This window comes from Sinorhizobium arboris LMG 14919 (assembly GCF_000427465.1).
Lineage (GTDB): Bacteria > Pseudomonadota > Alphaproteobacteria > Rhizobiales > Rhizobiaceae > Sinorhizobium > Sinorhizobium arboris.
On record NZ_ATYB01000014.1, the window covers coordinates 2,020,944 to 2,046,719 of the forward strand.

The window sequence follows — 25,776 nt, forward strand, 5'->3', positions numbered from 1 at the left end:
TTGCTCCTACTTGTTCGTGCGACCGCGCTGGTCGGGATTTGCGCCGCCTTGCGGCGTCGTGTCGTTCGCAACATCTCCTTCGATTGTGTTGCCGCGTTTCAGGTCTTCGTAGTCCGACGGTCCGCGAATGCCCTTCGTGCGTCCGATGCCGGGATCCTGCTTCAGGTCCTTGTCGCTCGGGCGGCGTGTCTTCGGATGTCTGGACGATGTCATCGGCCTTCCTCCTGCTGTGCGACTTTCCGGGGCGCCCCTGGGTTCACTCTTTCGTTTAACCGCACTGGACCGCGAATGTTCCGCGATCGCCGATGCCGTTCGGCAGAGCGAACCGGAGCGGATATTTATCGGTGGCAGGGAAACAATCCCGGCGGATCGCCGTTAGGCGAATCTACAGCGCCGCGTTCTTCGCGGATGCGAATTTCTGCATGTTCATGCCCGAACCGGCTCCGCTCGAGAGAGACATGCAGTAGCGCTTCACAAAAGTCAGGGAGGTGACGATGAGCGCCACAGGTCTCGACGTCTTCGACAAAACACTGCAAACAACCAACATATGGCTCGGCGAAATCATGGAACACCACGGTCCCGACCGGAAAGTCGCCTGGCACATTCTGAACGTTGTGCTGCGGGTGTTGCGCGACAGGCTTCCTCCGGAGGTCGCGGCCCATCTCGGCGCGGAACTTCCGCTGATCGTGCGAGGCGCCTATTACGACCAGTACCGGCCGAACCATCCGCCGGACAAGAGCACCCGCTCACTCGAGCAGTTTCTCGCCCAGATCGCGGAAGGACTGAAGAACACGCGGCCGGTCGATCCGGCCGACGCAGCCAGAAGCGTGTTTCAGGTTCTTGCGCGACATGTCGACCTTGGCCAGACGGCGAAGGTGCGCGATACCCTGCCCAAGGAAATCCAGTCGCTGTGGCCCGACAGTGTCGGTGCCGGCGGATAGCTGAAACGGAAGGCGGGACGGACAGGAAAGGACCGGCGGCTGTTTGCGGCGCCGCCGAGGCTGTTCTGGTGCCCGGCCGGGTCGTCGCCGACCGGAAAGCACATTGCTCGCCAGCCGATCAGAGCGTCTGGAGCTTGCCCAGATTCTTGGCGACCAGGTAATAGAAGGTCACGCGCGACTTGCTGCGGTCATCCGCCATGGCTTTGGCGGTCGCGGCAATGGCCGCATCCGCGTCCGACCCGCCGACGCCGAGTTTCTTCTCGCACCATTTTTCCTTGACGCGTTCCAGTTCCTTCGGATCCGAGGCCGAAACGAGGGCGGAATCCTTGTTGCGAAGGGCGATCCCGAGATGGCGCACGATCTTGTTGACAACTGCTTCGTCGGCGTCGCTGTCATACTTCTGCACGTCTGCAAGATAATCAGTCATGATGCCTCCACGTTACACTTGCTCTCAAAACTGCCGCCCTTCTCGCGAACCGCGTGCAGCAGGCGGAGTTTTTCACGCTGCTCGTGTAAGTCAAGCGTTTCGTTCGGTGCTGGGGAGATCGACATAAATCCGTCATTTCCCCGTCGAGAACCCTTTTCTTGGGCACCGGAAAGACCTATATGACGAGTGCCGCTTTCGGGCGGCTATGGCAATAAACGGGCGATGCAATAAACCCATTGGACCCGGGGGCGGTACCCGGCGCCTCCACCAAAAACCGGTCAGCATGAAGACCGGCTTTTGATGGGGGCGAAATAGGATCGACAAGGGCGTAAAGATCGACTTTTTGCTCGGCATTGTACCACCGTTATCGGGCTAAACTTATAGTTGCAAACGACAACTATGCTGAAGCACGTCTCGCTGCCTAACGGCGGTGCGGCACTTCAAATCAAGTCCTTCCGGGTAGCACCGTAAGGCGGGGTCCGAAGGCACCTGGCAACAGAAGCCTTCACCTTCTCCCCCGTCGTGAAATGGTCTATAGATGCCTCGATAATTGACTCGTCATATACTGGCGGGCAATGAAGGATGAGACCGCTGCGCCGACCGCCGTCAAAAGTGAAAGTGCGGCTGTAGCACCTTGAATCGCTGCATGAATTCCTAAATGGAGTTCCGGTTATCGGAATCATGCACCAAGTGACTTGAAGAGAACGGGGATCAAATGGGCCAGGACCACATTCGCTACGACATTCTGGCGCAGGATGCGCTTCGCGGCGTCATTCGCAAGGTGTTGGCCGAAGTTTCCGCCACGGGTCATCTGCCTGGCGATCACCATTTCTTCATCACCTTCCTGACCGGTGCGCCCGGCGTCCGGATTTCGCAGCACCTCAAGGCCAAGTATCCGGAGCAGATGACGATCGTCGTCCAGCACCAGTTCTGGGATTTGAAAGTTTCCGAAATCGGCTTCGAGATCGGCCTCTCCTTCTCCGACACACCGGAAAAGCTCGTCATCCCGTTCAATGCAATCCGCGGCTTCTATGATCCCTCGGTCAATTTCGAACTGGAGTTCGATGTTGCAGCCGGCGAGGAGGAGGAGGAAATCGATTCTGCGGAGATAACCGCCTACCCCCTCGGCGACGCCGACGAGGCCGCAATTGACGAAAGCACGGAAAAGCCTGATGGCCCGAAGGGCGGTGGCGCTTCCGTCGTGTCGCTGGATTCCTTCCGAAAGAAAAACTGACGACACCCGGGAGGCGCGGGCCATGACCGGCGACGTGATCAATCTGCGTCAATTCCGCAAGCGTCAGGCTCGAACTGAAAAGGAAAAGCAGGCCGAGCAGAATCGCATCAGCTTCGGCCGCAGCAAGGCCGAGAAATCGCTCACCAAAGCGTTGAACGAGAAAGCCGCAAAGACGCTCGATCAAGGCAGGATCGAGCAGGACAGGCCTGAGCAGGCGGGCGGCGAAACTTCAGTCGACCGCAAGAAGCCGTGACCGCAAAAGCGATTCCCGCACAAGGACTTGCGCCTGTTTCCCGAATCGAAGCCGCAGAGACTTGAATCCGTTTGTGAGCATGGGGAAGATCGTCAAGCATTCGGCCACGCTGCACGGGCATCGCACCAGCTTCACTCTCGAAGAACCCTTTTGGCGGGAACTGAAACTGATCGCCAAGCACCGCGACATGCCACTTGCGCGGCTCATCGCCGAGATCGACGACGGGCGCGGCCAGGAAGGAAATCTATCGTCAGCCTTACGGGTCTATGTGCTTGCCTGGGTGAAGGCACGCGCCGATGCGAAAGGCGGAGCATAGCCGGCTGGCCGTTCCACGGCCAGCCGGCGCTCTCTAGCGCACCGTAATGTCGGGGAGCAAATCGAAATTCAGACCCTGGCCAGCCGGTGGGCCCGCATTCTGGCCCTGTGGCGTGCGGGCATCCTCCAGCGGAGCGACCGGCGTCTGCTGCCTGCCGATGCTGCGCGGGGGCAGCTGCAGCATTCGCAGCCGCTCCTCCTCCTCCGCGCGACGTTCGGCGGCAGCCCGCGCTTCCGCCTCGGCCTTCATCCGCGCCGCTTCCGCCGCTGCGGCCTGACGGCGGCGGTCTTCGGCAATCGTCCGCAACCGCTGCTGCTCCCGTTCCGCCGCGCGGGCCCGATAGAGCGCGACCTCGCGGCGCAAACGTTGCTTCTCAAGCACATTGGCCTGCAATGTCTCGACGCGTCTGCGCTCGCGCTCGAAGGCCCTGAGCGACAGAAAATTCGAAAGCTCCGTGACGTCGACCGTTACGCCGGGCGATGCAAGCAGCCCGGCATACTCGAAGCGGACGCGCGGTTCTGCCCCCGTCAGCGCCTCCTCGCCCGGGCGAAAAGTCAGGTCGATCGCGCCGCTCATTCGCCTTTCAGGCAGGTCGAAAGCGGCCTCGCCGCTGAAAGCTGCATTGCCGTCAGCCGCGGCGACGTTCTGGGCCCTGACGGTACCGCCTGCAATGCCGAAGGGCACTTTCACGGCACCGACGACCGACTGACCGGTGAAGACCAGATTCTCTGCAGCCTTGCGGATCGCATCGGGCGAGATATCCGTGTTCATCGCATCCGCCGCAGCCATCAGTTGCGGCAACGCCGCCGTATTGACGCCGTTGAGAGTAAGTCCGTTAAAGCTCGCCGTTCCCGATCCGCTGAGCGAGTGCGCCATTGCCTGCGGAGTCGCGCCCGTAGCCTCCATCGCAACCGCAAGGTCGAAGCGGCCGGTCGCCACCGGGCCATTCGCCCGCACCCAACCCGCCTCGGCAAGCTCGGCGCCCTTCAGATCGAACCGCGAGCGCAGATACCCGGAGCCATTCGCGTTGCCGAATTGCAGCCGTCCCTCGAGCTTGCCCCCCAGCCAGTCTCCCGTCGCCTCGCTGAGCGTGAGTTCGTCGCCCTTCCATTCGAGCCTACCGGCAAAGCCGGTCACCGGACCGTAGACGCCTGGCCAGAAGCGCTTTGCGCTTATGTTGATTGCCATGTCGAGGTCGGTCCATGCAGGTTTCACGACCGGTGCCAGCGCCAGTCCCCCCGTGCTTGCGTCATTAACCTGCCCCAGAATGCCTTCGCCGAGCCAGGCGAGATCGAGGGCATCGAGCGCCAGCTCCCCTTCGGCCTTGCCGGAAACCTTGCGGTCGATCGAAAGCGCACCGGCAAAGCCGTTCCGATCGGCCCGGCCCTCTATCGCGGTGATCGAAATCTTTTCAGGGTCGGTTGCAAACTCAGCCGAAACCGTCACCGGCAAACCGCTGCCCATCTGCGGCAGCCCGATACCCTGCAACAGCAGATAGGGCTCCAGGTCCTCGGACTTCAGCGTGAGCTTCCCTTGGCCTTCGAGATAATGTGCGCGCGAAAGATCGAAAACACCGTTCGCGGCAAGCGATGTCCGCTCCGTGGTGAAGGTCAGGGCGCCGTTGGCCTTCGATCCGTCCGTGCTCTGCAGCTTGATCGCAAGAATGCCGTTCGCGTCCGCTTCGAACGGCAGCGGATCCAACCCGGCCTGCCCCAGGAGAACGGATGTCTGCGGATTCTCGAGCGTCGCCTCCAGCAGCATGCCCTGGCCGGCGACCGCCTGCGCGACATCGGGCGCCTGATAGCTTGCAGCTATCTTGCCCCCGCTCGCGGTACCGATCACGCCGAAGGTGACGGGCGCATTCCCCTCCTTGTTGCCGGCTGTCAGCGTCAGGTCGAGGGCCGCATCGGAGAAATAGGGCCCGGCCTTGATGAGCCGTGCGAGCGCCGGATGGACCGCACTATGCCGTCCGATCATTTCGAGAAAGGGCGTAAGCTCCTTGGCGGCAAGCTTCATCTTCGCCGATACGACCGGCTTTTCGAGTCCGCCGCTCATTCGGCCGGAGAAGGCAAGCTGTGCGCCCGACAGAGCGCCGATGGCCACGCGCTCCGCCTGCAGCTGGCCGTTTTTCAGGGTGAGCACCGCTTGAACGTCATGCGCTTCCTCACCGAAGGCGGCGAAGGTCTCGGCGGAGAGGTCGGCGGCGATCGCGTGCTGCAGCAACGTCCCGGTGGATGCGTCTCCCGCGACGAGGCCGGCCAAAGCCTGAAGCGCCTCCAGGTCTATGCGGTCGCCTTTCAATTGCATGGACAGGGCGGGCGGCTGATCGGCGAAGGACTGCCTCTCGATCCTGCCGCGCAACGTCGCCGGACCGGCCGCCACTTCGAGGCTTTCAAACTGCTGCAGAGTGTCCGTCAGATTGACGGTCGCCGAGAACCCCGCCGCTTTGAGCGTGCGGATCGCCGGATCGACCGATCCCGCCAGCCAATTCGCGAAACCAGACGGCTGGTTCGAAGCGACGACGAGATCTCCGCGGAAGGATCGCTGCTCCCTGAGGTTCAGCCGGCCCTTGGCTTCCAATTGCGTGCGGCCGGGCAGCAGCGCGACCGCATTGTCGACGATCCAGCCGGCGCCGTCTGGTCTGACGTCGAGGCGGACGTCGCGCACCGTCGTGTCGCCGATCACGATAGCCGGAAGCTTCAGGCTGGCCCGCCCGGGCACCTGTGGAATCGGGATATCGGCGGCAATCGCCAGCATCGCATCGATCCGCTGGCGGAGCGAAATTGCCGGATCGCGTCCCGTCTTGCCGCTCCTGCCGGAATTGCCGATGCGGCTGACATCTATCTGCTGACCATCGGCGACCAGCAGGAATTTCTGGTCCTTGCCGGTGTCGAGCGTCGCCTCGCCGGTGACGATATAGGGGTCGTCCGGCGGCCCGATCTCGAAATGGTATTCCGGTACGCGGATGCTTTCGTTGGTAAGCTGGAACTCGCCGTTGACGCGAAGGGCTCCGTCCGCCTTGACTTCGCTGGCGGGCCGGTTTTCGGTGAGCGTGAAGCGGCCGGCATAGACAGGTCTGAAATCGACGACCTTCAGATTGCCGTCGAGTTCCACACCGAAGGGCCGCTCGTCCGGCACCAGCCGCGCCCGCAGGCTCAAGGCTCCCGCCTCATCGACGGCGTTGCTCGTCAGCGAGAAGCTGCCCGCTTCCCCATCAAGCGTCGCGCGGCCGTCGACCCTCCAAGGGCCCGCCAGCGTGCGGGCGGAGAGATCGGCGGAGAGGTCGCTGACGCGGCGCGTGCGTCCGGTCTGCTCATCCACGAACTCGATCTCGCCGTCGGCGATCTCGACCTTCTCCAGCACGACCGTCTTGGCAGGGATCGCCGTACGCGATCCGCGCGCCCAATCGAGCGTGCCGTCCGGCTGGAGCCGGATTCGCGCCTTCGGGCGATCGAGCCGCATATCGAAGATCAGCGCCTCCCCGCTCAGGAAGGGCGCAAGCTCCGCGCTCATCGAAAACCGGGCGACCTGAACAAGCGGCGGACCGCCGTCGCTCGCTCCGACGCGCACGTCGTTGAGCGTGACGGTCGGAAACGGAATGAGACGCGCATCGACGCTGCCGTGGACCACCACAGGCTTGCCCATGATGCGGCTTGCCTCCCGCTCGAAATCGTTGCGGAAGCTGGTCCAGTCTATAAACAGGGGGGCGATCAGCGCGGCAAAGAGCGCGACAACCAACAGTCCGCCGAGGGTAACCAGAATTCGCGCCAGCACCGTGTCACATTCCCGTCAGTTCGTTCGCCCCTGTGCATTGCGGCTTTGAGCCGATTTTGCAAGCCTCAGGCAAAGATCTTGCCCGGATTGAAGATGTTGTCGGGGTCGAGAGAGTGCTTGATCTGCCGCATCAGATCCAGCGCATCGCCAAGTTCGGCCGCAAGAAACGGCATTTTGCCCTGTCCGATTCCATGTTCGCCCGTGCATGTGCCCTCCATGGACAGCGCCCGCGCATTCAGCCGCTCGACGAATGCCTCCGCCCGCGCCACATCACCCGCATCCGTATCGTCGAACAGCAGCCCGACATGAAAATTTCCGTCGCCGGCATGCCCGACGATCGGCGCGACCAGACCGTGCGCAGCGATGTCCTCGTGCGTCGCCGCGACGCAGTCGGCAAGGCGCGAGATCGGCACGCAGACGTCGGTGGAGAGAATGGCGCGCCCGGGCATGAGGCTCTTCTGTGCCCAATAGGCGTTGTGCCGCGCCTTCCAGAGCCGTGCCCGCTCTTCCGGATTGGTCGTCCAGATGAAGCCGGTAGACCCGAGTTCGGAAGCTATTTCGGCGAATTGGCGGGACTGCAGCTCGACGCTTTCCCCGCTGCCGTGGAATTCGACGAAAAGGGTCGGCGTTTCCTGATAGCTCAGCCCCGAATAGGCATTGCACGCCTTCATCTGCAACGCGTCCAGGAGTTCGATGCGCGCCACCGGGATGCCGGACTGGATCGTCAGGATCACGGCATTGCAGGCGTCCGCAATCGTGGGAAACGGGCAGACGCCGCCGGAAATCACCTCCGGTATGCCCTGCAGGCGCAGTGTGATCGAGGTGATGATCCCGAGCGTGCCTTCGGCGCCGACAAAGAGGCGCGTCAGGTCGTAGCCGGCCGAGGACTTGCGTGCCCGATGGGCCGTCCTGATTTCCCGCCCGCCGGCGACGACGGCGGTGACGGCGAGTACGTTTTCTTTCATCGTACCGTAGCGCACCGCATTGGTGCCCGAGGCACGCGTCGACGCCATGCCGCCGATGGAGGCATTCGCGCCCGGATCGATAGGGAAGAAGAGCCCGGTGTCGCGCAGGTAGCTGTTGAGGTCCTCCCGCGTCACGCCCGGCTCTACCGTGCAGTCCAGGTCTTCCGCATTGACCGCGAGCACGCGGTTCATCCGCATCATATCGACTGAAATGCCGCCATGGGGCGCGTTGACGTGGCCTTCGAGCGAGGAGCCCGTTCCGAACGGGATGAGCGGCACCCGGTGTTCGCACGCGATCTCGACGATCTCGCGCACGTCGGCGGCACTTTCGGGAAAGACCACGGCATCGGGCAGCTGCGCAGGAATATAGGTCGTGGTGTTGGCGTGCTGGGCCCGGATCGCTTCACCAGTCTGGAATCGGTCACCGAAGCGTGTGGCAAGGTGACCTTTGGCCGCCGCAATACCGTTCTCGTTCCTTGCCCCTGCCCGGATTGCCTTCAACGCCACGAAAAATTCTCCTTCTCATCTCCCGATGCGCCTTCGCCGGCACCGGAAGAGCGCTCCGTCATTTTGAGCGCCCGCATAATCTATCCTCAATTCGCACCCGAATTAAGGGCATCCGGCCCGCCGGGGGAAGGAAAATACGCGGCGCCTCCCTCGCCTCTCCGCTTCCGTAGATCCGTCTCGGCGCTCTTTCGATAGCTTCGAACAATCCATGCCGTCCCATCCGGACGCGCCGCAGATTGCCGGCCGCCCGGAAGCGCTTAGATTTCAACGCGCTACTGTGCAAATCGGAATCACTTTGTCCAGAAGATCACCGCCCTGGAGCGCTCAAGCGGCAAAAAAATACTGCCGGTGATACCGGCTTGTCACAAGTCCGGTTCCAGCTGCGGCGCGCCGCAGCGAATGCGCTTTTGTTTGCACGCCTATGGGGTATTATGTCCGGAAAGGGAGAAGGTCGCATGTTCGGGCTGCTTGCTTTGATCACCGCGTCGATTTTCTTCGGCGCCGCCATTTACATCAATGTGGCTGAACAGCCCGCCAGGCTTGCGCTGGACGGAGGCGCAGCGCTCCGGGAATGGGTGCCCGCCTATCGGCGCGGCTTCGAAATGCAGGCTCCCCTCGCGATCGTTTCGTGCCTCCTCGGAGCCGCGGCATGGTGGCAGACCGGCGATGGGCTCTGGGGCCTGGGGGCAGCTGTCATCATCCTCAACTGGCCCTATACGCTGTTCGTGATCATGCCCGTCAATCAGCGCCTGGAATCCACCCGTCCGGACGAGGCGAATGCCGAGACCCGCGAGCTGATCGCGCGTTGGGGAAGGCTCCATGCCGGGCGCAGCGCCCTCGGAGCAGTCGCCACCGCTGTCTATCTCGCCGCTGCCGCCGGCGGCTTCTGAGTATCTCGCGGCCGTCTTGCCGGATCGCGCCTTGTCGGACGCCCTCGTCAGATCTTGACCACTTCGGCGGCCTCCATCTCCTCCTGCAGCTTCCGCTCCTCATCGGCATGCGGCTTGGTGAAGCGCGCAATGACCAGATAGGCCACCGGCGTCAGATAGAGCGTCACGATCACCGCCAGGCCCAACCCGCCGACGAGCACCCACCCGAGCGCGATGCGCGCTTCGGCGCCGGCACCGCTTGCCAGCACCAGGGGTACCGCGCCCACGACGGTGGCGATCATCGTCATCATCACGGGCCGAAGACGGATATTGGCGGCATTCTCGATGGCACTGCGGACGTCCTGCCCGCGGTCGCGGAGCTGGTTGGCGAACTCGACGATCAGGATGCCGTTCTTGGCCATGATGCCGACGAGCATGACAAGCCCGATCTGACTGTAGATGTTGAGCGTATTGCCGGTCAGGATCATTGCGAAGACGGCGCAGGCGAGTCCGAGCGGCACGGTCGACATGATGATGAGGCCGCTTACGAAGCTTTCGAATTGGGCCGCGAGCACCAGAAAGATGATGATGATTGCGAATCCGAAGGTGACGAAAAGGCCGTTGGCGTTCTCATCCAGTGTGGCGGCCTCGGCAAGCGGCATGACCCGCGAGCCGGGCGGCAGAAGGGGCTCGGCCATTTTCTCGACCATCGACAGCGCCTCGCCCAGAGCGAGATCGGATTTCAGGCCCGCCGACAGAGAAACGGCGCGCAGTTGGGACTCGCGGGAGAGCTGCGGCGCCACCGCTTTCTCCTCGACCGTTGCGATCGACGACATCGGCACGATGCGGCCGTCACCGGCCTTGACGAAGATGTTCTGCAGGTCCGTCGGGTCGTTGAGCGGCTCGGTGGAGGAGAGCAGCTTGACCGGATAGGCCTCCCCCTCCACGAAGATGTCGACGACGCTGCTGCCGTCGAGCATCGCCTGCAGCGCCCAGGAAAGGCCGCCTATGTCCACGCCGAGGTCGGAGGCACGCTCGCGGTCGATCGTCACCGACAATTGTGCCTGGTTGGCCTCGTAGTTGAGCCGCACATTTTCGAAACGGCCGGTATCCTCCATATCCCTGACGAGCTTCGCCGCCGCATTGCCCAGCTTCGTGTAGTCGTTACCGACAAGCGCGACCTGCAAGCCGCTGCCGGCACCGCGGATGCCGAGGCTGTTCGCCTGGATGGTGAATGCGCGCACCGACGGGATCATCGAAGTCAGTTTGTTGATATCGGCGACGATCTGGCTCTGGGTGCGGTCGCGCTCTTCCCAGGGGGCAAGCGTCAGCACCATGAAGCCGCTATTGGCCGAGCCGCCCATGCCCGAAATCGAGAAAACATTGCTGATCTCTCCGGATTTGAGCAGCGGCTGCAGCCCCTCCTCGATGCGGCGTATCTGTGCCTGCGTGTATTCCAGCGATACGCCCTGCGGAGCGTTGATCCGCAGCATCACCTGCGAGCGGTCCTCGTTGGGCGTCAGCTCCGATTTGAGCGTCAGGAATCCCAGGGCGCCAGCGACGGTAAAGAAAGCGGCGACAACGAAGACGATGAGCGGTGCATTGAGACAGGCACCGAGCGTCACGCGATAAAAGGCGGAGGCGCGCCGGCCGAAGCGCCGCATCACACCCTCATGCTCATGCGCCTCTTTCGTCAGCATGCGCGAGGCGAGCATCGGGCAAAGGGTCAGCGAGACGAAGGACGACAGGAGGATCGCGAAGGCGAGCACGAAGCCGAATTCACGGAACAGTCCGCCGGTACGCCCCGGCAGGAAGGAGAGGGGCACGAACACGGCCGCGAGGGTCGCCGTGGTCGCAAGTACGGCGAAGAAGACCTCGAGCGTACCATGGACTGCGGCAGCGCGCGAGCCGAGCCCCTCGGCTCGGCGGCGCACGATGTTTTCGAGCACGACGATCGCGTCATCGACGACGAGCCCGGTCGCAAGCACGATTGCCAGGAGCGTCAGGATGTTGATCGAAAACCCGGCCAGGTAGATCGCAGCCACCGTTCCGATCAGCGCGATCGGCATGGTGATCGTTGGGATCAGCGTCGCGCGCCAATCGAGCAGGAAGAGGTAGATCACCAGGGTAACGATGAAAACGGCGACGAAGAGTGCGATCTCCACCTCATGAATGGCGCCGTTGATGAACACCGCGTCGTCGCTGGTCACCTTGAGTTCGGTTCCGGGCGGCAGGATACCCGAGGAGATCGTGCCGACCACCCTGCGCACGCCCTCGGAAATATCCACGGTGTTCGACTGCGCCTGACGGATGATGCCGAGCCCGATTCCCTCCCGGCCGTTGGAGCGTAGCGCCGAGGTGCCGGTATCCGGCCCGAGCGTCACGGTCGCCACGTCCCGAAGCCGGACATTGTTGCCGAGCATCAGGTTTTCGAACTGCTCGGGCGTCTGGAGATCCGCCGTCGCCCGAACGGAAATGTCCTGACTTGCGCTCGTCAGCGAACCCGCCGGCACGTCATAGGAGGCATTCGCGAGCGCCACGCGAAGGTTCGCCACGGTGACGCCGCGCCCGGCGAGCTTCGCCTGGTTCACGTCGATGCGAAAAATCTTCTCCTGCTCGCCATAGACGGTGACGTCGGCGACGCCTTCGACCGCCGCCAGCCGGTCGCTGATCTCGTTTTCGACGAGCAGCGTCATGTCGTCCATGCTCATCGTGTCGGAAGTCAACGCCAGGCGCATGATCGGCTGGCTGTCGGAATCCGCCTTCACGATGCGCGGCTCGTCGGCATCATCAGGCAATTGGCCGGTGATCCGGCCGAGTGCATCGCGAACGTCGTTGGCCGCTTGCCCGATGTCGGTCGTGTCTGAAAATTCCAGCGTGACCCGGCTGCGCCCGAAAGACGAGGTCGACGAAATGTCCTTGATGCCCTGCACGCGCGAGACGGCACCTTCGATGACCGACGTCACTTCGCGGTCGATCGTTTCCGGCGAGGCGCCGTCGAACTCGGTCGTGACCGAAACCACAGGCTGGTCGACCTGCGGCAACTCGCGGATCTCGACACCGTTCCAGGCCGCAAGACCAGCTACGACGATCAGTGTGTTGACCACCAGTGCGAAGATCGGCCGGCGGATGAAGAGCGCGGTGAAGCCCGTCTTTCCGCCCTGCCCTCCGCCCGGATGATGGCCCCCCATGCCGATATTCATTGCGCTTCTCCAGCGACCTTCTGCTCGGCCGCAGGTTCGCCGGCGATGCGGACCACCCCGCCGTCGCGTAGCCGCTGCACCCCTTCGGTCACGACGCGATCGCCCTCGGCAAGTGCCGCTTCGACAAGCACCTTGTCGGGATTGCGCTGGATGATCTTGATCGGCACGCGCTCGCTCTTGTCGCCATTGACCCGCCAGATGAAGGAGCCCTCGGAGCTCCACTGGACCGCCAGCGGATCCACTGTGGGGTATCGGTCGCCATCGAATGCCACCGTGACGGAGAAGGACATGCCGGCGCGCAGCCTGTCATCCGGATTCTCGAGCCGCGCGCGGACCCTGAGCGTGCGGCTCGCCGGATCGAGGCGGTTGTCTATCGCGTGAACGACGCCCTGGAGTGCGCGCCCCGGCTGCGCGATCGCTTGGGCGGTCACCGGCTGGTCGACGAAAATCTTGCCGGCGAAACGCTCGGGCACCCAGAAATCCACGAGGATTTGCGACCGGTCGTCAACGACGGCGATGGGCGTCGATGTCGTGACGTAATCTCCCACGTTGACGGTGATGATCCCGACGACCCCCTTCGAAGGGGCCGCGATATCGCGACGCTTCAGGTCGAGTTCGGCCGTTTTCAGCGCCAGTTCGGCGGCCTGCAGCGCGATCTCGGCGTCACGCACTTCGACCGCCGTCACCGCGCGCGCGGTGCTGAGATTGCGGTAGCGCTGGACTTTCTCTCTGGCGCTGTCGCGCGTCAGCCGCGCCTGCTCGGCAGCGATCATCTGATCGTCGCTGTCGAGGCGTGCGATGACCTGCCCTTCCGTGATCCTGTCGCCCGACTTCACCAGGATTTCGACAAGATTCCCTGTTGCAGTCGGCGTCACGGTAACCGAACGGATCGCTTCGCCGTTGCCGATCGCGTTCAGCCTGTCATTGACGAGGGCACTCGCGGCCGGTCGGACGACCACCAATGGCACGTCCGCAAAACCGCCACGTCCGCCCTGCCCGCGCCCGCCACTGCCCGATCCGCCGCTTGGCCCTTGGCCGCCCTGCGGTCCGGACAGTGCATCGATCAACGGGTGCGAAACTCCGATCGCCGCCAAAGTTTCACCCGCTCCGGGTGCAAAACGCACCCACGCGGCACCCCCGATGGCGAGGACGACAACGCTGATCGCGAGCTGATTCCAAAAGCGCATTCATGTCTCCAAATGAAGAGCGCGCTCCGACGAGGCGCGCACCCGATGGAACGTTCCGACTTGCGCTGAGTATCCTTGTTTGCAGGCGACCGGGCAATCTCGGAAATGGCATCATTACACAATTGTAATAAAAGCGATTTTGTTGGCCGTATGATGGCGCCGGCGCCCGCCTTGGGGCACACGCGCCGACGGCGAAACGACGGCATGTTTACAGCTTTCGCGGCTCGGTTATTCTGTTCGCCGCCGGCGGCTGTTTCGGGCTGGCTCTCGACACGAAGGGAGACGGGACAATGTGCGATGCGTGCGTCATCGAATCGGTCAAGCAACGGATGTTGTCGCGGCGCGGATTGTTCCGTGCGGCCGCGGTCGGAACGGCAGGCATTGCCGCCGCAAGCATGGGGATCGCACCTCCGGCGCTTGCGGCGGGGCACGGCAGCGTTACCGACCTCACCCATGAGCTTCATGAGGAGTTTCCGACCTTCTTCGGCCAGCAGCAATTCTTCCGGGAGCAGAAGTTCAAATATGCCGAGCACAAGTTCAACCTGTTCGAACTTCGGGTGAACGAGCACACCGGCACCCATGTCGACGCGCCGCTGCATTTCTCCGCGGACGGTCTCTCGGTGTCGGAGTTGCCCGTCGACAAGCTTGTCGTGCCGCTCTGCGTCGTCGACATCCGCGAGAAGGCGGCCGCCGATCCGGATGCGCAGCTGACGCCGGACGACATAAAGTCGTGGATCGCCGCCAATGGAGACATCCCCGAAAACGCCTGCGTCGCCATGCTGTCGGGCTGGGCGGAACATCTCGGCACCGATAAATTCCGCAATGCCGACGCCGCGGGCAAGCTGCATTTCCCCGGCTTCCATGTGGAAGCCGCCAAATTCCTGATCGAGGAGACGAAGGCGGCCGGCATTGCCGTGGATACGCTCTCGCTGGATCACGGCGTCTCGCCCGATTTCGCCACCCATTATGCCTGGCTGCCGGAAGGCCGCTGGGGGCTCGAAGCGGCCGCCAATCTGGACAAGCTGCCTGCGAAGGGCGCGACGATCGTCCTCGGCGCGCCGAAGCATCGCGGCGGCACCGGCGGCCCGGCGCGCGTCTTCGCCCTCGTTTGAAACGCAAGGAGGAAGCATGAGCACCGTGGCGCCGCCATCCGGTCCCGAGGCCGATCCCCGTATCAAGGCCGTTTTCGACGACATCCGCGCAACGCGGAAATCGGACTTCATCAACAATATGTGGCTCTGGCTCGCCTTCGACCCCGATCTGCTGGAGCGAACCTGGGCGGAGGTCAAGGCGGTGATGGCGACGCCTTCGCCGCTCGACCCGTTGGTGAAGGAGATGCTCTATATCGCCGTTTCCGTAACCAACGGCTGCGGCTACTGCATTCATTCCCACACCGCCGCCGCGAAGGCGAAAGGGATGACGGATGCCGAGCACGCGGATCTTCTGCGCGTCATTTCGCTCGCCGCCAGGACCAACCAGCTGGCGACTGCCCTGCAGGTGCCGGTCGATCCGGCGTTCGATGCTTCAGAATGCCGGGCTGAAAACCTCAGTCTTTCCACAGGCATGCCCGAATCGGTGAAGGTTCCGGAATAAAAGAAGAACATCCTTTCTGGCCTTTCGGTCCCGAATCACTACATTGGGCCGCATGAGCAAAGGTTTTGACGATATTCCCTTCTTCGACGAGGAGCCCGCGCCGCGGCAAGCTGCGGCCGCCGCCGGAGGCATCGCCGCGCGCGCCATGGCCGCCCGCGACAAGGCGCAGCGACCGGACTATCTTTCCGGCCTCAATCCGGAACAGCGGGAGGCTGTCGAAGCGCTGGACGGCCCCGTGCTCGTGCTCGCCGGCGCCGGCACCGGCAAGACGCGCGTTCTGACGACACGGATCGCGCATATCCTTTCGACCGGCCGCGCCTATCCCTCGCAGATTCTCGCCGTCACCTTCACCAACAAGGCAGCGCGGGAGATGAAGGAGCGCATTGGCGTGCTCGTCGGCCACGCCGTCGAAGGCATGCCCTGGCTCGGGACCTTCCACTCGATCGGGGTCAAACTCCTCCGCCGCCATGCCGAGCTCGTGGGTCTTAGATCCGACTTCACGATCCTCGACACTGACGACGTTGTTCGCCTCATCAAACAGCTCATTCAGGCGGAGGGACTCGACGATAAGCGCTGGCCCGCCAAGCAATTCGCCGGGATGATCGACACCTGGAAGAACAAAGGGCTGGACCCTTCGCAGATTCCGGAAGGCGATGCCCGCGCCTTTGCCAACGGCAAGGGCCGCGAGCTCTACGCCGCCTATCAGAACCGGCTGCTGACCCTGAACGCCTGCGACTTCGGCGATCTGCTGCTGCACCCGATCCGCATGTTCCGCGCCAATCCGGACGTGCTCAAGGAGTATCACGGCAAGTTCCGCTACATTCTCGTCGACGAGTATCAGGATACCAACACGGCGCAATATATGTGGCTGCGGCTGCTGGCCCAGCGGACGCAGGGTTCCGCGAAGAACACCCCCTCCCCAACCCCTCTCCACAAGGGGGAGCGGCATTCCCCTGGCGCCGAAGAGAGAAAGCCCACCGTCAACATCTGCTGCGTCGGCGACGACGACCAGTCGATCTACGGCTGGCGCGGCGCCGAGGTGGACAACATTCTCCGCTTCGAGAAGGATTTCCCCGGTGCCAAGGTCATCAAGCTGGAGCGCAACTACCGCTCGACCGAGCATATCCTCGGCGCGGCGGCGCATCTGATCGCCCATAACGAGGGCAGGCTCGGCAAGACGCTCTTTACCGAGCGCACGAACCCCGACGACGAGAAGGTGCATGTTCATGCCGCCTGGGACTCCGAAGAGGAGGCTCGCGCGATCGGCGAGGAGATCGAGCAGCTCCAGCGCAAGAAACACAATCTGAACGACATATCGATCCTCGTGCGCGCCTCCTTCCAGATGCGCGAATTCGAGGACCGCTTCGTCACGCTTGGCCTCAACTACCGCGTCATCGGCGGCCCTCGCTTCTATGAGCGGCTCGAAATCCGCGATGCCATGGCCTATTTCCGCCTCGTCTGCCAGCCGGCCGACGACCTCGCCTTCGAGCGGATCGTCAACACGCCGAAGCGCGGTCTGGGCGAGACGACCGTCCGCACCCTGCACGACTATGCCCGCGCCCGCGACATCCCGATGCTGGCCGCGGCAAGCGAGATCGTCGACACGGACGAGCTGAAGCCGAAGGCGCGCAAGGGTCTATTCGACGTCGTCGCCGATTTCCGCCGCTGGCAGACATTGCTCGAGACGACGCCGCATACCGAACTTGCGGAGCAGATTCTCGACGAAAGCGGCTATACCGCCATGTGGCAGGCCGACAAATCGGCGGAAGCGCCCGGACGCCTCGAAAACCTCAAGGAGCTCATCCGGTCGATGGAGGCCTTCGAGTCCATGCGCGGCTTTCTCGAGCACGTCGCACTGGTGATGGACGCCGAGCAGAACGAGGATATGGACGCAGTCTCCATCATGACGCTGCATTCGGCCAAGGGGCTGGAATTCGACACCGTCTTCCTGCCCGGCTGGGAAGAAGGGCTTTTCCCGCATCAGCGTGCCCTCGACGAGGGCGGCCGCGCCGGCCTGGAGGAGGAACGCCGGCTCGCCTATGTCGGCATCACCCGCGCCAAGCGCCGCTGTCACATCTGGTTCGTGTCGAATCGGCGCATCCATGGCCTCTGGCAATCGACGCTCCCCTCGCGCTTCCTCGACGAGCTGCCGATAGCCCACGTAGAGGTCGCCGAACAGGAGGTCTCCTATGGCGGCTATGGTCGCGGCGGTTACGGCCAGTCGCGCTTCGACAAGGCCGATCCCTTCGAGAACAGTTACCAGACGCCCGGCTGGAAGCGTGCCCAGCAGCACCGCTCGGACGCCACCCGCGATAATTGGGGCACCCGCTCCGGCCACGCCATCGAGCGCATCGGCTACGGCGAATCCGGCCCCCGCACGCGCACCATCGAAGGCGAGCTCGTCGCCAAATCGACAAGCGCCGAGCCGTCCCGCTTCAATGTCGGAGACCGGGTCTTCCACATCAAGTTCGGCAACGGCAACATCGCGGCGATCGAGGGCAACAAGCTGACGATCGATTTCGACCGCGCCGGGCAGAAGCGCGTTCTGGACGGGTTTGTGGAGCGGGCGTGACGCAGCGTTTTACCGTTTCGATGAAATTGCGAAACGCTCCGATCTGTTCTCGGCCTCAGAACATCTTTCGGTACATCACGAAGCCCGACTTCTCGGCAATCCGGTCATAGAGTTGCATCGCCGTTTGATTCGTCTCGTGGGTCAGCCAGTAGACACGCGGCGACCCCGCACGTTTCGCCGCTTCGTAGACGCCGGTGATGAGCGCCCGGCCGGTGCCCCTGCCCCGGGCGGTTTCCTCGGTGAACAGATCCTGCAGATAACAATTCGGCTGGATCGACGTCGTGCTGCGGTGGAAAATGTAATGCGTCAGGCCTATGAGCCGACCCTCGCTTTCCGCGACCAGCGCATGCATCGGCTCATAGGCGTCGAAAAAGCGCGACCAGGTCATTCGGGTGACGTCGGGATGCAGCGCCGTTTCGCCGGCGCGGCCGTAGAAGGCGTTGTAGCCGGTCCAAAGCGGCAGCCACTGCCCGTAGTCGAGGCGTGTCACCGGGCGAATGGCAAGATTTTCCGTCATTTTCAATCCTTGTTCCAAGTTCCGACACACTACGACTATCCTTGTCAAAGGCCTGTGTCATCGTCCCGGCCGCAAGGTCCCGATCGGTTATCCGCTTTCGGATTCTCCTCTCGCTTGCCTCAACAGCGCGATCACTTCGGCATCCGTAGTCTGCTCGAAGTCGTCGTAATAGATGCTGACCGCATGGAACGGGCTGGGGGTGGCGAGGCAGACGAGCCGGTCCACCTCGTCCCGCAGGCTGACGATCGCGCTCTTCGGCGCGACCGGCACGGCGAGCATCAGCGCCGCTGCGCCCGCCTGCCGCAAGGCTTTCGCCGCAGCTTTGGCCGTGCCGCCCGTGGCAATTCCGTCATCGACAATGATGACGTTGCGCCCTTGTGAGGAAATCCGCGTCTGATCGCCGAGATAGAGGGCGCGGCGACGGGCGAGTTCCAGCATCTGCCGCTCGGTCTCCGCCTGGACGTACTTTTCTGATGGATTCACGATGTGCATCGCCTCGGCATTGAACACGACCTGCGGCTCGTCACTGTCGACGAGCGCTCCAAGACCGAATTCGGAATGACCGGGGGCGCCGATCTTGCGAACGATAAGGAGTTCGAGGGGCGCGCCGAGGATTCTTGCCACCTCGAAGGCGACCGGTACGCCGCCGCGCGGCAATGCCATGACCAGCGGATCGGCGAAGTCCTCCTTTTGGACGACATCAGCTTCGATGGCATGGGCAAGCCTTCGGCCGGCGTCGGCCCTGTCTGCAAAGGGCATGTCTGCAAGGGGTATGCCTTCCTGGGCCATGATATCTACTCCCTGAAAAGCCCGCGACCGATCGCCACAACCATGGAGAGAGTGATCGCTCAAATTGCAGCGAATTTCGCCAGCTTTCGTTAATGCGCCGCCGTTACCAATTGGCCTTGCATAATGGCTGGAACGCAAGCCGCACTTTATTTTAGCACGACAGGCCGTTTCGAAATGAGCTTTCTCTCCGCCATACCCGTTATCGCGCTTCTTGCCATGCTGCCCGTTCTCGCTTCCTTGCGGCGCATGCCCGTTGCAGGCGTTCGAGAGTTCTCCGCGGGCTGTGCGCTCTCGGCAGCATCGGCATGCGCCCTGACGGTTGCGGCGGCGTTGCAGGCGCCGATCGCGGCAATGTTCGGCTATGCGAGCCTCGCCGTTTCCCTCTTCTTCGTCCTCGAGGGCCTCCGCCGGTTCCTCGTATTGTGGCTGCCCACTTCGCTTTGCCTGGTACTGGCCTTCTCGAGCGGCGTGCTCGGCTTCGTCATTGCGCTTGGCGGCAATGACAGCCCGGCCGCCGCCGCAATCGTCGTCGCGGGCGTGGTCGCCGTTCCGATTCTCGTTCTTGGTCTGGCCGCGGCCAACCGCTGGCCGAACGAGCGGCCGTCGCTCCAGGCTGTTGTCGTCGGCTCCGCTCTCGTGACCTTCACCGCCCTTGCTCATGTGCTTGGTCCATCGTCGCACGCCTTGCCGGCACCGGACTCGCCCGCATCGATCCTGTTCGATTTGCTGGCCGTTGCCATGCGGGTGCTGTGCCTTCCCCTCCTCTTCTTCGCCCTGATCGTTGCGATGCAGGCCAGAATCATCGGCGAATTGAGAGCCGCTATCGCACGCGACGGTCTGACGGGTTCGCTGTCGCGCGGGGCGCTTATCGAGGAGGGCGAGCGGATCCTAGTCGAATGCCTGGCGCGCCAGAGGCCGGCTGCCTTCCTGCTGCTCGACCTGGATTTCTTCAAACAGATCAACGATCAATACGGACATGCCTGCGGCGACATGACGCTCGCGCATTTTGCCGAGACCGTCTCCAATTTCCTCGCCGGACGGGGCGTCCTCGGGCGGATCGGCGGCGAGGAATTCGGCATCGTCCTGCCGGACCACACGGAAGAGCAGGCAAAGGCGCTTGCCGAGGACATCTGCCACGTCGTGCGCGAGACGCCTGCCGGCCGCTCGCATCAGCGTATCCGTCTGACCGTCAGCATCGGGATCGCAGCCGCCATCGCGGGCGAGACGATTACGGACGTCATGATCCGCGCTGACCTCGCCCTCTACGACTCCAAGGCTGACGGCCGCGACCGTTGCTCGATTGCAAGGGATCGCCGCGTGGACTCCAGCGCCCGCGCCCTTGCGGCAGCCGCCGCGCAGTTGCGCGAAGCGCGTGCCGGGCGGCAGGAGCTCCGCCACTCGGCGTGACTTCTCCCACAACGGATACTGCATGCCGACCGACGTGGCGGCCGGTGCTTGCATTGCAGTATCCGCCGCCTATCTGAACGGTGCAGTTCATTGGAGGATACACATGCTACGCCGCATCCGCGCCTTGCTTATCGCCGGCCTCACCGTCTCGGCCGCGGCGGTTTCGCCCGTTCACGCTGAAACCGTTGGCGAGGTCGGGGTCGACTGGCTTGGCAACGACATCAAGATCGATGCCGTAAGCGACCCGAAGGTGAGCGGGGTTACCTGCCACGTTACCTATTTCGATCGCAGTGTCATCGACCGCCTGAAGAACGGCAACTGGTTCGAGGATCCGTCGAACAACTCCATTGCCTGCCGCCAGACCGGCCCGATCACCATCGACGATATCGACCTGTCGCAGGAGGGAGAGGAAGTCTTCCGTTCCGGACTGTCGCTCATCTGGAAGAACCTGCTGGTGACGCGCATCTACGACAAGGCCAACGACACGCTGATCTATCTCGCGCATTCGCGGCAGTTGACGGACGGATCGGCCAAGATGTCGATCACCACGGTCCCGCTCTATGGTCAGTCGGTCACCTGGAAGAAAGGCCGGCCGGAATAGGCGCACGATCCGGCGAACGCAGCAGATCAAAACGATCGGAAGGCGAGCACGGGTTTCGCACTCCCCTTCCGAGCTGCAGCGTCGCGTTTTCTATCACACTGAACGTTCGCAGTTTACGCCGCACACATTGTTTCTTGAGCTGGTGCGCCTCGAGGAAACATGCAGTCGCTGATTTCGCGCCTTACGGTTTAGGCGGCACGACGCCCCGATAGTAGTCGCCCTCACCCGGATCATATCTCTCCTGGTAGGTACGACTCGGAGACATCATACGAACGCCGTCGATACTGCCCGTTGCGGTCGGGTCAACCGAAGAGGGAGGCAGGTTGCGCGACGTCGGCATGCGCACCTGGTTCTGCGTTCCCGGAGGGTTGTGCGGGTCGAGACCCTGATAGTAGCTGTCCGCAAAGGCCGGCACAGCGGCACCGGCCAAGGCGGATGACAGGACAAATGCAGCAAATGATGTTCTCAGAGAAACTCTCATGGCATTAACTCCTATGTCCGTTAGGCATCCGACCTCCCAACGGATGCTGTTGTTCAGCATACGAGCCTCCAACGAATGCTGCGGTTACCAACATAACACCCGGCACCCGTCGAGCGCGTTTGACGTTTTGTCACTTTTGCTCATTCAAGAGTGATGCGCATTACGCAACTGTAACTTGACGCCCGCTAGAGCGCCGTAAGTGCAGCATCGCGTGTGAAAGTCCGGCCTGCCACCGGAAGGCTGCGCCAGGTACGTCCTCTCACCGGCTCTGAGTTCAGCAGCGGACCCTCGCCTAGAGGCGGTCCGCGAGAGAGCGCGCTCCCGAAGGGTCACCGCAATTCCAGCGGTTTTCCCTCCGGAATTGCGGCAGACAAAGGGCTCCACGGTTCCGCGATTCGGAGAAAGCGGAATGCTTTAAAGGCGCCTAGGGACGGGGTGCCGGCGGCGTGAGGCCCTGATAATAATCGCCCTCGCCGGGTCCCTGATACTCATTCGTATAGTGCTCTCGCACGCGGCCCGGCGCGTTGCTCGCTCTGCTGCCCGGCGCCGGTTCTACGTAGATGCTGCCGGTCGGGGCCGGATCGACGTAAACGCTGCCCGTCGGGGCGGGGTCCACATAGACGGTGCCGGTCGGTGCGGGATCGACGTAGTAGGGACGTGCCGGTACGGGTACCATTACCGACCCTGCATTCTGGGTCCCGGGAGGATTATGCGGGTCGATCCCCGGATAATAACTGTCTGCAATGGCCGGCGCCGCGACGCCGGCAAGCGCCGATGAGAGGGCAAATGCAGCGAGCGATGTTCTGAAAGTGACTTTCATGGCGTTGCTCCTGTCTGTTTTCACATCAGCTTCCAAACGCGGAGGCTGTAATCACCAGCAGAGGGCTTCTCGCCAAATGCTGCCTTTTCATAACTCGTTGCGCGTGCAGGGGTTCCTTACGCGCGACCGGTACGTTTTCACATTTGCTCATGCCGCCGTGATGCGGATCGCCTTGTGCGGGAGCCCAAGGCGGCCCCTGCCGCCGCGCATCTGCGTTGCTGCACGACCGAAGGCTCTTGCAAAAAGGATCGCTGTCGCGGGTCTCGTCTCTTCGTCCCGGAAGCGTTCTATGCCGCCTGCGCCAATTCCTCGGCGATCACGGTGTCGAGGTTGAGGAAGCAGACCATCGACTTCTCAAGCGCGACGATGCCGCGGCAGAAGGCGCGCTGTGCTTCCGGGATGATCTCCGGCGCGGGCTGCAGGTCTTCGCTGCGGATCGTCATCATATCCGATACCTGTTCGACCAGCAGACCGACGAGCTTGCCGTTGATGTCGGTGACGATGATGGCGGAACGCTCCGACGGTTCGGTCATCTTCATGCCGAGGCGGCAGGCCATGTCGATGACCGGAATAACGGCACCGCGCAGGTTGATGAGGCCGAGAACATAGGGGGGCGTGTGCGGCATAGGCGTCACCGGCGCCCAGCCGCGAATTTCCCGGATCGCCATGATGTCTATACAGAATTCCTGTTCACCGAGGTGAAATGAGACGATTTCGAGATAGGCGCCCGACTGCTTGATTGCGTTGCTCATGATCAGAACTCTTCCCAATTTTCACCGGACGCCGTTACCGACGGCGTTGACCCCGGACTGTTGCCGAATGCGCCAGCCAGTTGCCCCATCAATGCCTTTGCTGGAGACGGGGCTGGACGCGTGGATGATTGCACGACCGCGGGCTTGCGAAACGAGCCGGGCGTGGCGGCAGCGGCAGTTGCCGCCCGCGCCGGAGCGATTGCCGTGCCCGAGCCTGCCATGCCCGACGGCTGGAGAGCGGCCGTACGGATCGCCGTTTCGCGCGCCCGTCCGTGGCGAAATTGACCGATGAGTTCACCGAGCTTCTCGGTATCCTGCGCAAGCGTATGGCTCGCCGCATTCGTCTGCTCGACCATAGCGGCATTCTGCTGCGTCATCTGATCGAGTTGAGCGACGGCTGTGTTGATTTCGTGCAGGCCGGTCGATTGCTCGCGCGCCGCCATGACGATCGAGCTCATATGTTCGTTGATGCGCGCGACCTTCTCACCGATGCGGCCAAGCGCGTCGCCGGTCTCCTGCACCAGCCTTACGCCGGTCTTTACCTCGTTGCCCGAGCGGCTCACGAGAACCTTGATATCCTTCGCGGCACCGGCGGCGCGCTGGGCAAGCTCCCTCACCTCCTGGGCGACGACGGCAAAGCCTTTGCCGGACTCCCCTGCCCGCGCGGCCTCGACGCCGGCATTGAGCGCCAGCAGATTGGTCTGGAACGCAATCTCGTCGATCACGTTGATGATCTTGCCGATCTCGCTGGAAGCACCCTCTATACGGGCCATGGCGGCGATCGCCTCTCCGACGATGCGGCCGGACTCCTCGGCATTTATGCGCGTCTCGTCGACCATATGGCTCGCCTCCTCGGCGCGCTCTGTCGCGGTCTTCACCGTTACGGTGATTTCCTCGAGCGCGGCCGAAGTCTGCTCCAGCGACGCCGCCTGTTTTTCCGTCCGCCGTGCCAGATCATCGGCGGCGCTGCGCATCTGCCGCCCGTTCGATTCGATAGAAGCGGTATTGTCCTTGACGGTCGACAGGACATGGCTCAGCCGTTCCACCGTATTGTTGAAGTCGCGGCGCAAGGCGTCGAGCCCGCCTTCGAACGGCTCCTGAATTGCAACCGCCAGGTTGCCCTCTGCAAGCTGGTTGAGCGCCCGGCCGAGGGTTTCGACCGCAGCTTTGATCAGCTGAACCGCCTGCTCCCGCTCCGTCTCCTGGCGCTCGCGCTCCGCTTCGATTTCCTGCCGGCTCGCCCGCGCTCCTTCCTCGAGCGAACGTTTCTCTATTGCCGATGCCCGGAAAAGCTCCACCGAGCGGGCCATCTCGCCGATTTCGTCGCCGCGTTCGAGCCCCGCCACACCAGCCGCAAGGTCGCCCGAATGTATTCGTCGCATGCTGTCGCGCAGCCCGAGGATTCCCTGGCGCAAGACGGCCCCATGGAACCAGATCAGCCCGATCAGGGTCGCCATCGCCAGCAAACAGGCAGCGCTCTGGAGCATGAGCGCATGTTGCCCGCTGGTGTGGACGTCGGCGATGCGCGCCGAGGCCAGGTTGGCTGCTGAATCTGCCAGTTGCGCAAGGGACGCGCCAAGGCGCCCGCCGGCCCCGTCGATGACATCGTCGATGCGGGCGAATTCATCGGCCGGTGCTCCGGCCTCAACGAGCGTCTTCAGGTCCTGCTCGACTGCCTTGCGTAGTTCGGCGAAATCCGCTTCGAAGCCGGCAAGGACCTCCGGCTTTCCGAGCAGTCGCGCAAGCGCCTCGACATCGGCTAGCTTGCCCTCGATCATCTCCAGCGAGGACCGGATCTGAGCCGCACGTTCCGGCTGTATCCCGCCTTCGCTGCGGTCGACGATCGTGTCCATCGCCGCAAGCACGAGTTCCACGCGGGCAAGGCGCATTTCCTCGAGCATTCCCATGCCGCGCTGAGCGACAGCCGCGTTTTCGAGCGCCAGCTCCGAGTTGCCTTGCTCATACATGCCGACGGCAAGAATGGACCCGAAGCCGAGAAAAGCTGCGCCCGCGAGCGTCGCAAGGCGTTGGCTGACGGAAAGCTTGCGCTTGACGGATGGAAGGGTGTTCATCGACATGGCAGTCCTAGCTGGACCCGCCGGCGGCAGGCGGGGTCCTCCGTTGCGATCGATGCGGAAAACCGGGCTCGATCAAACCGGATGACCTCATGTCATATCGAAGTGGTGCACTTCTCCGCGTCGGCGGACAGTGGCAAACAGACCTTAAACAATTGCTAAAACACCCGCCGCGGCTTTGCACAAGATCACGCGTTTCAGCCGCAGCCGCCCTTTTCCTTCCGCCTTGCGATGCTATGATCGCTTCATGCGCTCGGAAACCAAGAAGTCGCTCTCTCCACTGATCTTCGCCGTCGTCGCCGGCGGGCTCGCCCTCGTCTTTCTGCTTGCCTTCCGAGGCTGGATCACGAATGGCGCCGACATCTTCCTGTCGCTGGCGCAAAGTGGTCTTGCCTGGTGCATATGAGACGGAACGGGCCGGCCGGAACCTGCCTGCGGCAATTGTCCCCTTTGCACCAATGTGTCCGAAGCGGTATCAACGCTCTACATTCCT

The 25,776-nt window shown here is 63.0% G+C and carries 23 protein-coding genes and 1 other RNA gene; 12 read left to right on the forward strand and 12 right to left on the reverse strand.

What is annotated here, in order from left to right; genetic code table 11:
- Positions 1–6: 6 nt before the first annotated feature.
- Positions 7–213, reverse strand: a complete 207-nt coding sequence (locus SINAR_RS0121155; protein ID WP_028000921.1) for a hypothetical protein — start codon at positions 211–213, stop codon at positions 7–9.
- Positions 214–494: 281 nt separating this feature from the next.
- Here SINAR_RS0121155 and SINAR_RS0121165 point away from each other — a divergent pair, with 281 nt between their 5' ends.
- Positions 495–941 carry a DUF2267 domain-containing protein gene (locus SINAR_RS0121165; protein WP_028000922.1) on the forward strand — a complete coding sequence of 149 codons (447 nt, stop codon included), beginning with the start codon at positions 495–497 and terminating at the stop codon, positions 939–941.
- A 118-nt stretch (positions 942–1,059) separates the two neighbouring features.
- Here SINAR_RS0121165 and SINAR_RS0121170 read toward each other — a convergent pair whose 3' ends face one another.
- Entirely contained in the window at positions 1,060–1,368 is a 309-nt protein-coding gene (locus tag SINAR_RS0121170) for a DUF2853 family protein (RefSeq protein ID WP_028000923.1), read from the reverse strand.
- A 149-nt stretch (positions 1,369–1,517) separates the two neighbouring features.
- Between SINAR_RS0121170 and ssrA the strand changes: the two genes are divergently transcribed.
- From ssrA to SINAR_RS0121190, 4 genes are all read left to right on the forward strand, one after another.
- Positions 1,518–1,878, forward strand: a transfer-messenger RNA (tmRNA) gene (gene ssrA / locus SINAR_RS1000000135650).
- A gap of 205 nt (positions 1,879–2,083) precedes the next feature.
- Positions 2,084–2,602 carry an SspB family protein gene (locus SINAR_RS0121180; protein ID WP_028000924.1) on the forward strand — a complete coding sequence of 173 codons (519 nt, stop codon included), beginning with the start codon at positions 2,084–2,086 and terminating at the stop codon, positions 2,600–2,602.
- Between the two features lie 22 nt (positions 2,603–2,624).
- The gene (locus tag SINAR_RS0121185; protein ID WP_028000925.1) at positions 2,625–2,855 is read left to right on the forward strand and encodes a DUF4169 family protein; all 231 of its coding nucleotides are present in this window, start codon (positions 2,625–2,627) and stop codon (positions 2,853–2,855) included.
- Between the two features lie 73 nt (positions 2,856–2,928).
- On the forward strand, positions 2,929–3,171 hold the full coding sequence (locus SINAR_RS0121190; RefSeq protein ID WP_028000926.1) for a ribbon-helix-helix domain-containing protein: 243 nt from the start codon (positions 2,929–2,931) through the stop codon (positions 3,169–3,171).
- Between the two features lie 33 nt (positions 3,172–3,204).
- On the opposite strand, the gene SINAR_RS0121195 is transcribed toward SINAR_RS0121190, so the two are convergent.
- Together SINAR_RS0121195 and SINAR_RS0121200 are read right to left on the reverse strand one after the other, a co-directional pair.
- Positions 3,205–6,945 carry an AsmA family protein gene (locus SINAR_RS0121195; protein ID WP_033057533.1) on the reverse strand — a complete coding sequence of 1,247 codons (3,741 nt, stop codon included), beginning with the start codon at positions 6,943–6,945 and terminating at the stop codon, positions 3,205–3,207.
- 65 nt (positions 6,946–7,010) lie between these two features.
- Positions 7,011–8,417 carry an FAD-binding oxidoreductase gene (locus tag SINAR_RS0121200; protein WP_028000928.1) on the reverse strand — a complete coding sequence of 469 codons (1,407 nt, stop codon included), beginning with the start codon at positions 8,415–8,417 and terminating at the stop codon, positions 7,011–7,013.
- A 455-nt stretch (positions 8,418–8,872) separates the two neighbouring features.
- On the opposite strand from SINAR_RS0121200, the gene SINAR_RS0121210 reads away from it, so the two are divergent.
- Positions 8,873–9,307: an anthrone oxygenase family protein gene (locus tag SINAR_RS0121210; RefSeq protein ID WP_028000929.1), complete on the forward strand. Its 435-nt coding sequence runs from the start codon at positions 8,873–8,875 to the stop codon at positions 9,305–9,307.
- Between the two features lie 47 nt (positions 9,308–9,354).
- On the opposite strand, the gene SINAR_RS0121215 is transcribed toward SINAR_RS0121210, so the two are convergent.
- Complete coding sequence (locus SINAR_RS0121215; RefSeq protein WP_028000930.1) at positions 9,355–12,489, reverse strand: efflux RND transporter permease subunit; 3,135 nt, start codon at positions 12,487–12,489, stop codon at positions 9,355–9,357.
- Positions 12,486–13,676 (reverse strand): efflux RND transporter periplasmic adaptor subunit, encoded by a 1,191-nt coding sequence (locus SINAR_RS0121220; protein WP_028000931.1) that lies wholly within the window; start codon positions 13,674–13,676, stop codon positions 12,486–12,488. Before SINAR_RS0121220 ends, SINAR_RS0121215 begins: the two co-directional genes overlap by 4 nt.
- A 290-nt stretch (positions 13,677–13,966) precedes the next feature.
- Between SINAR_RS0121220 and SINAR_RS0121225 the strand changes: the two genes are divergently transcribed.
- The 3 genes from SINAR_RS0121225 to SINAR_RS0121235 are packed head-to-tail and all read left to right on the forward strand — an operon-like array spanning position 13,967 to position 17,841.
- Complete coding sequence (locus SINAR_RS0121225; RefSeq protein ID WP_028000932.1) at positions 13,967–14,788, forward strand: cyclase family protein; 822 nt, start codon at positions 13,967–13,969, stop codon at positions 14,786–14,788.
- Between the two features lie 16 nt (positions 14,789–14,804).
- The gene (locus tag SINAR_RS0121230) at positions 14,805–15,269 is read left to right on the forward strand and encodes a carboxymuconolactone decarboxylase family protein (protein ID WP_028000933.1); all 465 of its coding nucleotides are present in this window, start codon (positions 14,805–14,807) and stop codon (positions 15,267–15,269) included.
- A 52-nt stretch (positions 15,270–15,321) separates the two neighbouring features.
- On the forward strand, positions 15,322–17,841 hold the full coding sequence (locus SINAR_RS0121235; protein WP_028000934.1) for an ATP-dependent helicase: 2,520 nt from the start codon (positions 15,322–15,324) through the stop codon (positions 17,839–17,841).
- A gap of 55 nt (positions 17,842–17,896) precedes the next feature.
- Here SINAR_RS0121235 and SINAR_RS0121240 read toward each other — a convergent pair whose 3' ends face one another.
- Both SINAR_RS0121240 and SINAR_RS0121245 read right to left on the reverse strand, forming a co-directional pair.
- Positions 17,897–18,358 carry a GNAT family N-acetyltransferase gene (locus tag SINAR_RS0121240; protein WP_028000935.1) on the reverse strand — a complete coding sequence of 154 codons (462 nt, stop codon included), beginning with the start codon at positions 18,356–18,358 and terminating at the stop codon, positions 17,897–17,899.
- An 87-nt stretch (positions 18,359–18,445) separates the two neighbouring features.
- Positions 18,446–19,147 carry a phosphoribosyltransferase gene (locus SINAR_RS0121245; RefSeq protein WP_028000936.1) on the reverse strand — a complete coding sequence of 234 codons (702 nt, stop codon included), beginning with the start codon at positions 19,145–19,147 and terminating at the stop codon, positions 18,446–18,448.
- A gap of 174 nt (positions 19,148–19,321) precedes the next feature.
- Here SINAR_RS0121245 and SINAR_RS0121250 point away from each other — a divergent pair, with 174 nt between their 5' ends.
- Together SINAR_RS0121250 and SINAR_RS0121255 are read left to right on the forward strand one after the other, a co-directional pair.
- Positions 19,322–20,554 (forward strand): GGDEF domain-containing protein, encoded by a 1,233-nt coding sequence (locus SINAR_RS0121250; protein WP_028000937.1) that lies wholly within the window; start codon positions 19,322–19,324, stop codon positions 20,552–20,554.
- A gap of 103 nt (positions 20,555–20,657) precedes the next feature.
- Entirely contained in the window at positions 20,658–21,155 is a 498-nt protein-coding gene (locus SINAR_RS0121255) for a CreA family protein (RefSeq protein WP_028000938.1), read from the forward strand.
- A 181-nt stretch (positions 21,156–21,336) separates the two neighbouring features.
- Here SINAR_RS0121255 and SINAR_RS0121260 read toward each other — a convergent pair whose 3' ends face one another.
- The 4 genes from SINAR_RS0121260 to SINAR_RS0121275 form a co-directional block, all read right to left on the reverse strand.
- Entirely contained in the window at positions 21,337–21,696 is a 360-nt protein-coding gene (locus SINAR_RS0121260; protein WP_028000939.1) for a hypothetical protein, read from the reverse strand.
- Positions 21,697–22,060: 364 nt separating this feature from the next.
- Entirely contained in the window at positions 22,061–22,456 is a 396-nt protein-coding gene (locus tag SINAR_RS0121265; protein ID WP_028000940.1) for a hypothetical protein, read from the reverse strand.
- 287 nt (positions 22,457–22,743) lie between these two features.
- Positions 22,744–23,208 carry a chemotaxis protein CheW gene (locus SINAR_RS0121270; RefSeq protein ID WP_003536237.1) on the reverse strand — a complete coding sequence of 155 codons (465 nt, stop codon included), beginning with the start codon at positions 23,206–23,208 and terminating at the stop codon, positions 22,744–22,746.
- A 2-nt stretch (positions 23,209–23,210) separates the two neighbouring features.
- Entirely contained in the window at positions 23,211–25,280 is a 2,070-nt protein-coding gene (locus SINAR_RS0121275; protein WP_028000941.1) for a methyl-accepting chemotaxis protein, read from the reverse strand.
- A gap of 250 nt (positions 25,281–25,530) precedes the next feature.
- On the opposite strand from SINAR_RS0121275, the gene SINAR_RS0121280 reads away from it, so the two are divergent.
- The gene (locus SINAR_RS0121280) at positions 25,531–25,689 is read left to right on the forward strand and encodes a hypothetical protein (protein WP_028000942.1); all 159 of its coding nucleotides are present in this window, start codon (positions 25,531–25,533) and stop codon (positions 25,687–25,689) included.
- Positions 25,690–25,776 lie beyond the last annotated feature (87 nt).